The 12,907-nt window shown below is 58.0% G+C and carries 14 protein-coding genes and 1 pseudogene; 5 read left to right on the top strand and 10 right to left on the bottom strand.

Annotation, left to right across the window (positions count from 1 at the left end):
- Nucleotides 1-17 precede the first annotated feature (17 nt).
- The 8 genes and pseudogenes from Enr8_RS00825 to Enr8_RS26695 all read right to left on the bottom strand — a co-directional run.
- Entirely contained in the window at nucleotides 18-1,139 is a 1,122-nt protein-coding gene (locus Enr8_RS00825) for a hypothetical protein (protein ID WP_146428727.1), read from the bottom strand.
- 140 nt (nucleotides 1,140-1,279) lie between these two features.
- Complete coding sequence (locus Enr8_RS00820) at nucleotides 1,280-2,161, bottom strand: hypothetical protein (RefSeq protein ID WP_146428726.1); 882 nt, start codon at nucleotides 2,159-2,161, stop codon at nucleotides 1,280-1,282.
- A 126-nt stretch (nucleotides 2,162-2,287) separates the two neighbouring features.
- Complete coding sequence (locus tag Enr8_RS00815) at nucleotides 2,288-3,685, bottom strand: glutamate decarboxylase (protein WP_146428725.1); 1,398 nt, start codon at nucleotides 3,683-3,685, stop codon at nucleotides 2,288-2,290.
- A 317-nt stretch (nucleotides 3,686-4,002) separates the two neighbouring features.
- Nucleotides 4,003-4,131, bottom strand: a complete 129-nt coding sequence (locus Enr8_RS26355; protein ID WP_261342393.1) for a hypothetical protein — start codon at nucleotides 4,129-4,131, stop codon at nucleotides 4,003-4,005.
- A 19-nt stretch (nucleotides 4,132-4,150) separates the two neighbouring features.
- Nucleotides 4,151-4,582, bottom strand: coding sequence for a hypothetical protein (locus Enr8_RS00810; protein WP_146428724.1), 432 nt, complete (start codon nucleotides 4,580-4,582; stop codon nucleotides 4,151-4,153).
- 234 nt (nucleotides 4,583-4,816) lie between these two features.
- Nucleotides 4,817-5,368 (bottom strand): hypothetical protein, encoded by a 552-nt coding sequence (locus tag Enr8_RS00805; RefSeq protein WP_146428723.1) that lies wholly within the window; start codon nucleotides 5,366-5,368, stop codon nucleotides 4,817-4,819.
- Between the two features lie 4 nt (nucleotides 5,369-5,372).
- Nucleotides 5,373-5,513 carry a hypothetical protein gene (locus Enr8_RS00800; RefSeq protein ID WP_390620053.1) on the bottom strand — a complete coding sequence of 47 codons (141 nt, stop codon included), beginning with the start codon at nucleotides 5,511-5,513 and terminating at the stop codon, nucleotides 5,373-5,375.
- Between the two features lie 219 nt (nucleotides 5,514-5,732).
- A pseudogene (locus Enr8_RS26695) lies at nucleotides 5,733-5,846 on the bottom strand (IS200/IS605 family transposase); the annotation flags it as partial.
- A gap of 394 nt (nucleotides 5,847-6,240) precedes the next feature.
- Here Enr8_RS26695 and Enr8_RS00790 point away from each other — a divergent pair.
- Nucleotides 6,241-6,978: a hypothetical protein gene (locus Enr8_RS00790; protein ID WP_146428722.1), complete on the top strand. Its 738-nt coding sequence runs from the start codon at nucleotides 6,241-6,243 to the stop codon at nucleotides 6,976-6,978.
- Nucleotides 6,979-7,020: 42 nt separating this feature from the next.
- Here Enr8_RS00790 and rlmN read toward each other — a convergent pair whose 3' ends face one another.
- Nucleotides 7,021-8,076 carry a 23S rRNA (adenine(2503)-C(2))-methyltransferase RlmN gene (rlmN, locus tag Enr8_RS00785; RefSeq protein WP_146428721.1) on the bottom strand — a complete coding sequence of 352 codons (1,056 nt, stop codon included), beginning with the start codon at nucleotides 8,074-8,076 and terminating at the stop codon, nucleotides 7,021-7,023.
- Between the two features lie 176 nt (nucleotides 8,077-8,252).
- On the opposite strand from rlmN, the gene Enr8_RS00780 reads away from it, so the two are divergent.
- The 4 genes from Enr8_RS00780 (at nucleotide 8,253) to Enr8_RS00765 (ending at nucleotide 11,394) form a co-directional block, all read left to right on the top strand.
- A complete protein-coding gene (locus Enr8_RS00780) occupies nucleotides 8,253-8,555 on the top strand; it encodes a hypothetical protein (RefSeq protein WP_146428720.1) in 303 nt (100 codons plus the stop codon).
- 207 nt (nucleotides 8,556-8,762) lie between these two features.
- Entirely contained in the window at nucleotides 8,763-9,428 is a 666-nt protein-coding gene (locus Enr8_RS00775; RefSeq protein WP_146428719.1) for a hypothetical protein, read from the top strand.
- Between the two features lie 35 nt (nucleotides 9,429-9,463).
- The gene (locus Enr8_RS00770; RefSeq protein ID WP_146428718.1) at nucleotides 9,464-10,600 is read left to right on the top strand and encodes a hypothetical protein; all 1,137 of its coding nucleotides are present in this window, start codon (nucleotides 9,464-9,466) and stop codon (nucleotides 10,598-10,600) included.
- A gap of 119 nt (nucleotides 10,601-10,719) precedes the next feature.
- Nucleotides 10,720-11,394: a hypothetical protein gene (locus Enr8_RS00765; RefSeq protein WP_146428717.1), complete on the top strand. Its 675-nt coding sequence runs from the start codon at nucleotides 10,720-10,722 to the stop codon at nucleotides 11,392-11,394.
- Nucleotides 11,395-11,413: 19 nt separating this feature from the next.
- On the opposite strand, the gene Enr8_RS00760 is transcribed toward Enr8_RS00765, so the two are convergent.
- Nucleotides 11,414-12,880: a DUF1501 domain-containing protein gene (locus Enr8_RS00760; protein WP_146428716.1), complete on the bottom strand. Its 1,467-nt coding sequence runs from the start codon at nucleotides 12,878-12,880 to the stop codon at nucleotides 11,414-11,416.
- Nucleotides 12,881-12,907 lie beyond the last annotated feature (27 nt).

Below are 12,907 nucleotides of genomic sequence, written 5' to 3'. Positions count from 1 at the left end.
CCTATCGGCGGAAACGACTAAGGTTTCACTTCGTTCTTTTGCGTTTCGGCCGCATCTTCCTCGTCGTCGCTCCCCGGCTTTTTCCGCTTTGGAAGCTTGTTGGCCAACGATTCAAACAGCTCCGGCAGTTGATCGGGCGTGACCGAATCTTTTTCTTTGACGTAGGTCACCCGGGCAAAGCCGGCTCGCATGACCGGCAGGTCGCGGTCGGCGGTGAAGGTTAGTTCGTCGGCGGTCGGTTCGCGGCATTCGACCGTTTTCAGTTCCCACAGCAGGGCGAAAGCGACGGTCGGCGGCTTGGTAAATCGCCCCTGCCAGTTCCGTACTCCCAACGGCTCTTCTCCGGCGATCAGCGGATGGATGACGACCACCTTCTTGGGGAACGTGCCGACGCCTTCTACCACTTCGGTTTCCAGCACATGCATCCACCAGGTCCGCCAGGGAGAGCCTTCCGATTTGCGATACGAGTAGCCGACCACTTTGGGAAAGGCATAGTCTCCGGCGGCAAACTGTAGCGTCAGGCTACGGTCTTCGGTGATGACGCGAAACTGATCGGTCTTCCCTTCATTGAGCTGCGTTACGTAAAAGTCGACGTCTGGTTTACGCAGGTTGGCGCCAACTTCGCAGTCGCGTTCCAGTACAAACCGGGCCAGCAATTCGGCCAGCCGCGTATTCCAATCTCCTTCGACCATATGATGCAGCGAAAGGGGATCCATCCGGGGATGAAAGTCGGCATTGGGCGCTGACGTGATCACCGCGTTCTTTTTGATGTGCAGCTGAAAGCCAGGGTAACGGATCAGCGCCTCGGTATAGATCAACGGACCATAGACGGCATGGTTGGTGATTTCCCACTTTGATTCCCCTTCCTGCCGAAAATCGTAAACCTCGATCGGTCCCTTCTTCGCCCAGACGCCATGCCCGACGCCGCTGACATGATCGAAGGTGAGATTCTTAAACTCTCCCTCATACAACGCCTTGCCAATCTTCACATCGAACTGGCAATAAAAATTGTCGAACGCGGCAATGTTGGCGGTGGTGGCTGCGGTCAAATCATCGAGCGTTGCCTGCGACTCTTCCGCCGCAGCAACCAACAACAGAGAGCACCACACGCCGCAAGCGTAGAATACAACCCGCATCATCGCATCGGTCTCCTGGCCGGGAAGATTCCGTGAAAGGACATAGGAGAGGAACCGCCATCATACCGAGCGGCGGGCAGCATGTCAGCGTAAAAAGAAGCGATTGGTTTGCGCAAAAGCATCCGCATTCGACGCACCGCCGACTATGCCGACGGAAGCTCCTCGCCCGCTTCTTCCGCCGTCTCCGGCAACATCAACACCGCCCCAACAAAGAAACAAATCGCGCCTTGCAGCGTAAACGCGGTAGCGATTGTTTCGGCTGCTAGCGTGATTCCGCTGGTCGGCACAAAGGCGTAAACGGCCGAGATCATGAAGCCGATGCAGCCGAGCAAATTGATCGTGACGATCCACCACGAGAGATTGTCAGGCCGCCAGGCGAAGTAGGCGTGGCAAAACTCGATGAAGGCGAGATAGCCAGAGAAGAGAAACAAGATCGAACCGACGACGTTGGGAACCCACACCAGGTACTCTTGCCAAAACCAGCTGAGCCCTGGCCACATCGAGTCAAACGTGTTGAAGTTGAAGAGAATGGTGCCGATAAACTGCGACAGACAGCTCAGCCAGCCTGGGTCATGCGGCCGCCAGGCGAATAGCTTCGTCCGCAGCGGTTTCCCCTGGCCAAACTCTCCGGCGTTGGCCGCCTGAAACAGTTGCAGATAGGCGGCGGTCGTAAACGGAATCGACCCAGCGAAGTAGATCGCGCCAATCTGCAAAACGCCGATGCTAAGCGAACCGGCCAGCGCCGGCCACAGACTCAACACGCAGCCAACCGCAAACAGACTCGCCCCGATCGCAAAGATGACGCCGATCCACCAGTTCAACTTGCCCGGCAGCCACAGCCCACGAAGCAGCAAGCTGGGCAATCGTCGCACATGCAACGTCTCAGGCGGCGCCAAGCGCTTGCGATGATGCCGCGCATGCCATTGACGATAAACTTCGCCCAGGCGTCGCCAAACGCGATGCGTGACAAACGGCCAGGCGCCGGCTTCTTCGAGTTGTTCGACCGGTGTGACGTCGTCGTTCATCCGAAATCTTTGAAGACATGCTTATACCGCGTCTTCGCGGTATAAGCATGTCTTCAATGCGTTACTTCAAGGCAAAGACATGCTCATCCAGCGAAGACGCTGCAAGAGCATGGCGCCAGATTTTTCTTAGTGATGAAACCCGCCCGCTTCTTCTTCACTCAGCGGCGCACTGACCGGGTGCCCTTCAAAGTACTCGATCGACCGCTTCATATCTACCAGCAGCAGCGCACCTAGATCGCGGCTTACCCCGTGACGTACCAAGATCCGCTGGATCACCTGATCGGTTTGATCGGCCGGCAGCGAGTAAGCCGGAACTTGCCAACCGCGAGCGCAGAGACGATCGGCCAAGTCGTACAGACTGAAACCTGGCTTGAGGCCGGGCTTCAACTTCCAGCAAAGCGCCGGAATGCCGCTGCGGCGATCGCCGTCGTAGATGACGTCGAACAGGCCAAACTTTTCGATCTCTTCAGCTAGGTACGACGCCGTGTCGTAACAGGCCGAGTGAATCTTGCGATAGCCGTCGCGGCCGAGTCGCAGGAAGTTGTAATACTGGCAAACGACCTGACCGCCGGGGCGCGAGAAGTTGAGCGCCAGGTCGCGCATGTTGCCGCCGAGGTAATTGACCCAAAAGATCAAGTCTTCCGGAAGGTCGCTTTGCTCGCGCCAAATGACCCAGCCAACGCCCAGCGGCGCCAGGCCGAACTTATGCCCCGACGCGTTGATCGATTTCACCCGCGGTAGACGGAAATCCCACACCAGCTCCGGTGCACAGAACGGCGCGAGGAAACCGCCGCTCGCGCCGTCAACATGGATCGGAATGTCGAGCCCGGTCTTCTTCTCGAAAGCTTCGAGCGCCTCCGAGATCTCAAAGATCGGCTCGTACTGGCAAGTGAACGTCACGCCCAGCGTCGGCACCACGCCGATCGTGTTCTCATCGCAGCGTTTGATCACTTCCTCCGGCGTCAGCAGCAAGCGGCCTTCTTCCATCGGCACTTCCCGCAGTTCGATATCCCAATACCGGGCGAACTTGTGCCAGCAGACCTGGACCGGGCCGGTGATCATGTTCGGTTTGTCATAGCTTTTTCCGGCCGCGATTCGCTTCGCTTTCCAGCGATTCTTCATCGCCATCCCGCCCAGCATCGCCGCTTCGCTCGAACCGGTGGTCGAACAGCCGATCGTGTTCGCTTCGGACGGCGAGTTCCATAAGTCGGCGAGCATATGAACGCAGCGGGCCTCGATCTCGGCGGTCTGCGGATACTCGTCCTTGTCGATCATGTTCTTGTCGAGACACTCGTCCATCAGCTGGTGGACTTCCGGCTCGAGCCAGGTTTGGCAGAACGTGGCGAGATTCTGCCGCGAATTGCCGTCGAGCATCAGCTCGTCATGGACGACCGAATAGGCGTGGCGGGGGTTTTGTTCGATGTGCGGAAACTTGTATTTCGGCATGCTGACCGCGAGATCGGTCGAAGCGTAAACGTCGTCATCCAACTCTTCGCGGCGATCGTCTTTCTCGTGCAAACCCATCGGTGGAGCCTCCTGGTAGTCGTAAGCCAAGCGCGACGAAAAGCCGCCAGAATATGCCCCCAGAAGAGTGAGGGCGGTCAGCGGTTAGGCTACCAAATTCGGCAGGATGACGCAGCGCGGATTGGGTTAGCGCTACGCTTCCCGCGAATTCTCTTCATCCCAATCAATCATGAGCGGCTCGATCAGGCGGCGTTTTCCGTCAGGGTCGATCACCAACACCCACATTTTACCGTGGACCTGCGCCATCGTTCCTTCCGGCGAATTGGCCGTTTTCGAAAGCGCGTTGTTGATCGTTTCGTCCGTGACGGGAAACTCCTTCAGGAATTCTTCATATCGGCGGCCGTGAAAATGGCTCGCCGCTCCTGGGAACCTTCCAGATACTTCCGCGAGATTTGCTCAAGCGTTTGCAGCGTCGCTTCGTTTCGATCGGGAGAATTGACGTTCATGGTATCTGCGTTGGGGCAACTAGTCGCGGGATTCCCAACTTGTCTGAAACGATAGACATCCGAAATAGAGTTCGCCTTGTTCTTTCGCTGGTTCATCGGACGAGAAGACGAAGCACCATTCGTCCGTCTCCGATTGCGCATCGTTGCTGAATATGCCGTTGTACGTATCGTCGAAGGCAACTGTCTCGTCTGGCGGAATCACGATCAATATTGATTGCTTCGCGAACGATGGCCAACGCTCTGGATCAACGGTGCGGTAGGCGCCGACCGAATCTCGAAGATATCCAGCCTTCGCTGGAAACTGCACCACGATCGACCGACTCGAAAGCAGGTTGCGAATTCCATAAGTCACCTTCCCGGTGAGATGACGACCGCTACCGTCGCTCAAGAGCAATTCTCCTTCTGGTTCACCATAGACTGCATCGCCCACAAGGGGCAAACCAATCAACAAGGAAGGCTTTGGCGGAGAATACCAATTAGCGAGCGAAGATGACTGGCAAACGAGAAAGGTGGTCCCGGCGGAAGCAAAACCAACAATCAAGCAAGCGAGCGGCCACCGAGCGAATCGCGTCCGCCTCTTTGTTTTCGCACTAGTGTCAACATAGCCAGGCAAGTTATTCACCCTCGTTTCAATCGGTAGAAGCCTACAGAACGAAGCGTCCACGTAGAACCCGAATCACTCTGATCAACCTTGATACCACAGTTCCTGGTCGGCTCCAAATGGAAACAGGCCCATGGCCCGTACGTCGCGCATTTCTGCACTGCGAGCGAAATAGGATTCGCAAATCTTCGCCGCTTTCTCGTTCCCCCATTCAGCCAGGATCGCGGTCAAATCATGCTGAGCGCTGCGCCCAAGTCGGCTACCGCAGTCCTCGACAACCGACAAGTGGCGGAGCGCGTCTCGCCAATCTCCCCCAGACAGACCGGCAAGCAATGGCAATAGACCGATCCGAAACGGTTCTACCTCGGCAAGACGAACCGCGGTGATCGCTCGACGAACTCCAAAAGTCGCCAAGTCCCACCAGCACTTTGGAGACGCCCCGTCCGCCAGTTGAGAAATGATTGCGGCTCGAGAAAGCTTGCACTGCAACAGCGCTCGCAAAAACTGGACTTCATCCTCGGTCGTCAGATTGGTGGAGATAAAGCTCGTAAACGTATAGACGGCCGGAACGTTTTCCAAAAACGTTGTTCGGGCGTCTTCCAGCTTGGCGATTTCCTGTTCCTGCTCGTCCGACATCACGCTACGACTTCTCCTGATCCCACCCCCGCCACAACCAGCGCAGCGACTCCGGCAGGATCACCCCACCATGCACGCCGCTATGACCGCCGGTTCCGCCGACGAATTTGTAGTCATACTTCTGATACGCGAGCGCCTTTTCCATTTGCAAATTCGAGAGCCACCAGTTGCCATGTTGGTTGTCGAGATCGTTTTCGCCAAGAGAGAAAAGGTGTCAGGACTCTTTGTTTTGGAGAGTCCTTCGCTTTCTTCGGCCTGCCGTCGGGGCGGAGGGTGGTTTCTAGGTTCAGGCGGCGGGCGGTTGATTGGGGCCAAGCGGTGTCGCCGAAGGGGAGGAATAAAGAGTCCTGACACCTTTTCTCCTTCGTACACGAACGCCGAGCTCCCCCACGAGAATCGGTTTGCGATACTTGGTCACCCAGACAAAGTGGAACTTGATGTCAAAACGACTATGCGAACTGGTGCGGTATCTTTCCATTCCCCGATTTTAGCCGGAAACGGAAGAACCTAAAGGTTTCGCCTGAAGGCGAGGGTTTTAGACCCATCGCTTGGAAAATAAAGAGCCATTAATGCGTTCGCTAGCATGGATTAGCGCAAAAAGAATACCAAAGTCGGCAATTTATCGATTTCTTTCGCGTGATATCACGCAAAATTAGCAGGCCCAGCGAAACGCGCTTGATTTCACGGGGTTACTGGTATCATTAGTAAGTGAACTAGATGGTACGCGGCGACAGATCTTGAGCACGAGGCTTGCAACTTTCGGTCGACCAGTCCAGGACAAACGTCCTAGTTTGCGATCCCTTTTCTTTCCAGTCGGCGCTGCAGGCGGGCAAGCGCGGCGGAAACTCCCTTCAGCTTAGCTCTAAGACTCGATGACCCCACCGAAACGCAGTTTCATCGCGCCCGGATCGCTGACGATCACGGTTGCCGATCTGATCGTCGCGACGTCGCTGATCTGTGTCGGCCTCGGTTTCTCCACGACGTTTTTGAAGTACGCCGGGTTTGACTTCGACGGCAATATGGACGATGCGAACGTCGCCTACGCCACGTTCGCGTCGGTCAATATCGCCATCGGCGTGCTCAGCGCGATGATCGCGTGGCGTTGGTTTACCCGCCGCAAGCGTCTCGACCTGCGGCATGCCTGGTCGCCAGGCAACTACCTGATGCTGCTGGCGATGCTGTACATACCGTTCTACTTCGTTCGCGAGTTCATCTGGCTCTCGTGGGCCAGTCCCCAATTTCTGAAGCCGCTGCTTGATCCGGCGGCCGCCGTGCTGAGCGTCGTGATCTGGTCGTCCGGCATGATCACCACCGCGATGATTCCGAAGATGCGGTGGAAGCTGGTTACGTTTACCTTCGCCCTGCCGCAGTTGGCGATCGCGTCGATGGACATCATCTCGCCGACCGACATGATGACCGGTTCTGAGTTCTGGGCGAGCCGCTGCGTCATCGTCCTGGCCGCGGCCGCCGCCGCCCAAACCGTGATGGCTGCGACGGTCGATCTGGCCCTGCGTGAAAAACGGGACCTGGGGCACTACCTGGGGATGAGCCTCTTTTTGGCCCTCTGCTTCAACCTGACGGTCGAGTGGGGCTGGTACTGGTTGTACTAGAAGGTCTGTTCAAGGCACTTGGCGCCATGCTTATACCGCGTCCTACCCGGTAATTTGCACCAGATTTTCTGGGGTGTTCCGCCGCAGCTGACCGCAGGCGGCGTTGATCTTGTCCCCTTTCTTCTGACGGAATTTGACCGTCAGGCCAGCGTTTTCCAGAATCGCGCGAAACTCGTGTTGCGCTTCTTTGCTGGGCGTGCGGTAGGGCAATCCGGCGACCGGATTGTAGGGGATGATATTGAGCAGCGCCGGGCGCCCCTTCAGCAGTCGGGCCAGGCGATAAGCATGCTCCGGTTGATCGTTCAGTTCGGCCAGCAGGACGTACTCAAACGTCAGCCGCCGTCCCGAGACGTCGAAGTAGTGATCGGCCGCGTCCAAGATCGCCTGAATGCCGACCTTCTTGTTGGTCGGCACGATCTTGTTCCGCAGCTCGTCATCGGGGGCATGTAGCGACACCGCTAGATGATAGCGACTATCGCGATCGGCCAGACGCCGAATCGCCGGCGGCAAGCCAACGGTCGAGATCGTGATGCGGCGGTGACTGATCCCCAGCCCATCTTCCGCCGAGGCGAAGTCGAGCGCCGGCAACAGGCGATCGACATTGGCCAGTGGTTCGCCCATCCCCATCACCACGATGTGGCTCAGCCGCTCGCCGACCGGCAGCAGTCGCTGCAGCCGCAGCATTTGCTCGATGATCTCACCGACGGTCAGGTTCCGCTCGACCCCATCCAGTCCACTGGCGCAAAAGACGCAGCCCATCGCGCAACCGACCTGCGAACTGATGCAGATCGTGCGGCGATCGCCATCGCGAAGCAGCACGCATTCGATCCGGCCCCCGTCATGCAGCTGCAACAGCAGTTTCTCGGTCCCATCGGCGGCCGTGGTATGCCGGGCGACCTTGGTGGTCCACAGCTGGGCTTTCTCGGCCAGCTGTCCGCGTAAGGCCTTAGGCAGATTGGCCATATCGTCGAACGACTCGGCCCGATTATCTACGATCCAGCTACGGATTTGCTGGGCCCGGAATTTAGGGAGTCCCCACTCGGCGACGAGCGCCTGAAGCGAAGTTAGATCAAGGGTTTGCAGCAAATGGGGCGTCATGCGCGGCCCTTCTGGGGCGTCTCGAACGGTGGCGTCGCGTAACGCCATGCTGTATAATGGTCCGATTACGCATTGGGAGATTCCCCCAGTCGAGATTCGCTACGGGGACCTTTTCTTGACATCAATTCTCCCTCGCTGCTGATCGCAGTCAACAACGGACGAAAAAGACCAGGCCTATGGCTCGCAAAGTTGTCAACCGCAAAGAGTTACGTGCACAAGCCGATGCGGCGGAAGTCGCCGAAGGAGCCGAACCGGCGCCGAAGAAGAAGGCCAAACGAAAATCGAGGGCGAAAAAGACGACCGAAGTCCGCATGAAGCTTTTCTGGGGCGTCTTTAACCAGTCGATGAAGCGGATCGCCCTGTACGAATACGACCAGAAGGAAGAAGCCGAGAAAAAGGCTCAGGACCTCAGCAAGTCGGGCAAGCCCCCGCACTTCGTCCAGAAGGTCAAAGAAACGATCGAAGAAGTGATCGAATAAGTCGCGCCCGCGATGAGCTGCCTGTTGAAACGTGCCATCGTGGCATTTTTCAACCTCGCTAGGCTCAGAGCGTAGCTCGCAAAATAACGACTTACGTCGCTATTTTGAGATCGCATCCCTGCGATCACGCAGTCCGTCGAGAAAATCAACGAACTGCTAAGGTTCGTGCGACGCGAGGCATTCCTGTTGCTTCTCAGGAGGTTTGTCATGAATATCGCACGTCTTACGCTCACCGCAGGCTGCTTGTTTCTATTGGCGGGCTGTTCGGCCGATCAGCCGACCCCGCCACAAGCCGCTCCGGCGTCCGGCTCTCCAACCGCGGCGACCCCCAAGCCGGCCGAGCCCGGTTTGCCGCTGACGCTCGCCCCGGCCGGACTGCAAGTTCCGCCGCTGGACCAAGGCCGCTATCAGACGACCTTGCCCGAAGGCTGGCGATTTCTGCCTCGGCGAAGCGAATATCTGCTGGGCGCCTACCAGAACGATCCCTCCGGCATTCCGCGGATCTTGGTGCATGCCACCGACAGCTCAATGGCCGACCTGGTCGATGAGCCGACCGCCCAGGTTCTGTACAAGCAACTGGCCGAGGAAATCGGGGAGCGAACCTTCGTCTATCCACCCCCCCAGGTGATCGAAATCGGATCAAGCTACTGGGTCCAGTATTGCCGCCCGGCCAAGTTCCAAAGCGAAGCGGCCCGTCAACTGGTTGTGGAAACGGTCCACAGCGGCCGCCGCTACAAGCTCGAACTGCTGATCGAAAAGGCCGATCTGGCCGCTCAGGCCAGCGCCTTGTACCGCATGGCGAATGACTCGAAGTTTAACTCCGACAAGGTGGAGACGCCGGCAGAAACGCCGTCGGAGGAAGAGGAATCTTAGTCGGCATTCAACCTCGTCAGGATGGATCTCCCCAAATGAGCGAATACCAGTACGTTGCCTTCCGCGCGACAGACGCGCCGGTCAGCGCCAAGAATATGGAATTCATGGAGGATCAGTCGTCTCGCGCTGATATCACTCCTTGGTCTTTCGAGAACGAATACCACTTCGGCGACTTTCATGGCGACGCCGACGAGATGTTGCGGCGCGGATACGACATCCATCTCCACTACGCCAACTTTGGCATTCGCCGAATTGCCATTCGATTTAGGCGTACGCCTCCCATTCTCCAGCGAGCGAAGAACTATCTCGATGGCGAGGGCGTACGTTTCGCCAAAGACAAAAAGGGGACCGGCGGAATCCTCTGCATCGAACCGCAATACGAGCCCGGCTGGCTCGAAGACTACTTCGGCGACTTGGGCGAGCTGATCGATCGATTACGCCCGCTTCGCGACGAAATTTTGACAGGGGACTTGCGCCCCTTTTATTTAGCCGCGTTGGCCGCCCGAATGGACATGGAACATGATCCGAGTGAAGAAACGGAACCTCCGGTTCCCGCCGGGATGGGAAAGCTGACCGACGCCCAGCGGGCTTTGGCCGATTTCTACGACATCGGCGATTACGTCATTGACGCGGCGGCGCAACTCAGTTCGCCTTTGCCGAAGATGGCCGACTCGGCCGCTGGTTACGAACGCTGGTTGACCGACCAAACGACATCCCAAAAGGAAACCTGGCTGCACCAGGTGATGTGCGGCCAAGGGGCTGACGTCCGGGGCGAGATGCTGCAGCGGTATCAAGCGTCGACCGACATGGTCGTTTGGCCCACCGCCGAGTCGTCGCGGACGATCGCGGAACTACGCGAGGAGGCGGAAAAGCTATACGAAGCGTACCAGAAAAAGGAGGTGCAGAAGCGCGAAGCGAGTCTCCTCAAACGCCGCGCCGAAATGGCCGCCGATCCGAAACCGACGCTTGAGTTGATCGATCAACTCGTTGCGGAACGTTCCAGCAAATCTTATGGCAAGGCTGCCGAGCTGTTGTCCGAGTTACGTACGGCGCTGGCTTCGTCCCGTCAGTCGAGTCTCGCCCAAAATCACGCCCTTAAACTAGTAAAAGCGAATCCGACCTTGAACATCTTGAAAGCGGAGCTGAAACGCCGTGACTTCATGACCAAGTAGCAAATTCCCGATTTCGCAAATCTTCCGAAATTCTTCAAATGCCGCTCGCGCAAAATACTACGAGACTGCGCGAGACTGGAGACTTTGTTCCATCTCCATCTTCGCAGATACATTGTGCTATGGGCCGATTCATCGGGTTTGCGATTCTCGCGATCGTCGTGCTGGTGACCTTGGCGATCATGTTTCGGATGGAATCCGTACTCGATGGCGTGCTGCAGCCGGCAGTGGAGGATATCGAGTCGTACGTGCCGACGGTGACGCCGAAGAAGTCCGTCTCCGCACCTCCTCCTCCTGCCGAACCGACGCCGCGCCGCATCGTCGACGGTACGCCGCTGATCGCCGCCGAGCGGAAAGCGACCGTTCGCAGTCGCAAGTTCTCGGCGATCGAAGTAAACACGCCGAAAGTCGGCGGCGTCTTCTATCAACGGTTCGACTACGAGCCGCTGATCAACTACGAGGTGGTTCCCGACGTCGTGACGGCCGACTCGAAAGAAACGCCTGGCGTCTTCGTAAGATTCGAGATCTCCTACAACTTCACGATCGCCTACGAGCAAGAAAACGTCGCCCGGGGAGCGCCAACGGTCGAGGGAAAATCGATCATCCTCTTCGTCCGGTTTCAAGAGACTGAAAATGGCCGTTTCGAATTGGTCGTCGAACGGAGCCGTTTTCACCGCGGACCGTCGCAGATTCGGCTTGACTACAGCAGCGCGCACCTAGAATTGGTGCGCACGTTGTTCGCAGAGTTTCAGCCGGGCGAAACGACCGCCGAACCGGCGAGTTCGTCCCCCTCTTAGTCGGCCGTATTCTTCTTCGTCAGCCGAACAGGCCGGTCACCGCTTCCGCCTTGACCAGTTCGCGCGGCTGGTTCAAGTGGTTGTAAACGATCGTCGCCGGGTCGATGCCCAGGGTGTGATAGATCGTCGCGAGCAACTCGGTCGGATGGACCGGATCGCTCAAGGGAGCCGACGCGGTTTGATCCGATTCGCCATAGACGGCGCCACGTTTGATGCCGGCGCCAGCCAGACAGGCCGTATAGCAATAAGGCCAATGGTCGCGACCATCGGCGCTGTTGCCGTTGCCCGACGTGCTGACCCCACGCTGCGGACTGCGGCCGAACTCGCCAACCGCGACGACCAGCGTATTTTCCAGCATGCCGCGGTCGTCCATATCGGCGATCAAAGCCGACAGACCGCTGTCGAGCATCGGCGCCGATTGGTTCTTCATCCGATTGGTCAGGTCGACGTGATGATCCCAGCTATGGTTGTTGGAGTTCGCCACTTTCGGCCAGATCACTTCCACCACTCGCGTACCGGCGTCGACCAACCGTCGCGCCAGCAGCAGACTTTGGCCGAAGGTATTGCGGCCGTACATGTCGCGGGTCTTGTCGCTCTCTTTGCTCAGATCAAATGCGTCGCGAGCCCGGCCCGACGAGATCAGGTTCATCGCCGTTTCGTAATACTTGTCCATGTCGTATTTTTGGACCGCTTGATCCAGACCCGGCATCCCGGCGTTGATCATGTCGCGCAGGCGAGCCCGGCGTCCTAACCGGCCGGTCGAGACCTCAGGCCGCAGCGTCAGGTCGGTGATATTGATCCGCTCCATCTTCTGCATGTCCATATCGTCTCCCGGCGGGAAGAGATAATACGGATCGTAGGCGCGCCCCAAAAAGCCGGCCGTGCCCGACTTGTTGACGACGTTGCTCTCTTGCAGCGGACGCGGCATCATCACGAACGGCAGCATCGGCTCCTCGGGCGGCTTCAGCTTGATGATGTTGCTGCCGAAGTTGGGATAGTCTTTCGGCGACGGCGGCTCAAGCTGTCCGCTGGGGCTTACCTTGTCGGCGGTGTAGCCGGTATGCATCTGGTAGATCGCCGCGGTGTGGTTGAACAAACCGTTGGGCGAGTAGCTCATCGAGCGAATCAGCGACAGCTTGTCGGTGACTTGGGCCAGCTTCGGCAGGTTCTCGGTCAGGTCGATGCCGGGCACCTTGCTATGGATCGTGCCGAACGCGCTCTTCACCTTGTCGGGCACATTTTCTTTGGGATCCCACAGGTCGATGTGGCTCGGGCCCCCTTGCAGGTAGACCATGATCACCGACTTGGCGCGACCCCAACCAGCCCCGGAAGACTCGCTAGCAGCGGACGCTTCTTGCATCTGCAGCGCCTGGCCGAGACTCAGGCCGAGAAACGCCGAACCGCCGACGCGCAACAAGTCGCGCCGCGTAGGACCCAAATGACGATCGCACACATCCTTGGCTTTGCGCCCCGGGATAACTAGCATGGCGAGAGCTCCAAATCAGATTTCCGA

This window comes from Blastopirellula retiformator (assembly GCF_007859755.1).
GTDB lineage: Bacteria > Planctomycetota > Planctomycetia > Pirellulales > Pirellulaceae > Blastopirellula > Blastopirellula retiformator.
Note: the sequence above shows the minus strand (reverse complement) of the source record. Positions and strands in the feature narration are given on the sequence as shown.

Bases quoted from the DNA above. Each gene is read 5' to 3' on its own strand.
- Enr8_RS00770 (WP_146428718.1), top strand. From the start codon at position 9,464: ATGAGCGAATACCAGTACGTTGCCTTCCGCGCGACAGACGCGCCGGTC.
- Enr8_RS00765 (WP_146428717.1), top strand. From the start codon at position 10,720: ATGGGCCGATTCATCGGGTTTGCGATTCTCGCGATCGTCGTGCTGGTG.
- Enr8_RS00790 (WP_146428722.1), top strand. From the start codon at position 6,241: ATGACCCCACCGAAACGCAGTTTCATCGCGCCCGGATCGCTGACGATC.
- rlmN (WP_146428721.1), bottom strand. From the start codon at position 8,076: ATGACGCCCCATTTGCTGCAAACCCTTGATCTAACTTCGCTTCAGGCG.
- Enr8_RS00815 (WP_146428725.1), bottom strand. From the start codon at position 3,685: ATGGGTTTGCACGAGAAAGACGATCGCCGCGAAGAGTTGGATGACGAC.
- Enr8_RS00800 (WP_390620053.1), bottom strand. From the start codon at position 5,513: ATGGAAAAGGCGCTCGCGTATCAGAAGTATGACTACAAATTCGTCGGC.
- Enr8_RS00780 (WP_146428720.1), top strand. From the start codon at position 8,253: ATGGCTCGCAAAGTTGTCAACCGCAAAGAGTTACGTGCACAAGCCGAT.
- Enr8_RS00825 (WP_146428727.1), bottom strand. From the start codon at position 1,139: ATGATGCGGGTTGTATTCTACGCTTGCGGCGTGTGGTGCTCTCTGTTG.
- Enr8_RS00760 (WP_146428716.1), bottom strand. From the start codon at position 12,880: ATGCTAGTTATCCCGGGGCGCAAAGCCAAGGATGTGTGCGATCGTCAT.
- Enr8_RS26355 (WP_261342393.1), bottom strand. From the start codon at position 4,131: ATGAACGTCAATTCTCCCGATCGAAACGAAGCGACGCTGCAAACGCTT.
- Enr8_RS00820 (WP_146428726.1), bottom strand. From the start codon at position 2,161: ATGAACGACGACGTCACACCGGTCGAACAACTCGAAGAAGCCGGCGCC.
- Enr8_RS00775 (WP_146428719.1), top strand. From the start codon at position 8,763: ATGAATATCGCACGTCTTACGCTCACCGCAGGCTGCTTGTTTCTATTG.
- Enr8_RS00805 (WP_146428723.1), bottom strand. From the start codon at position 5,368: ATGTCGGACGAGCAGGAACAGGAAATCGCCAAGCTGGAAGACGCCCGA.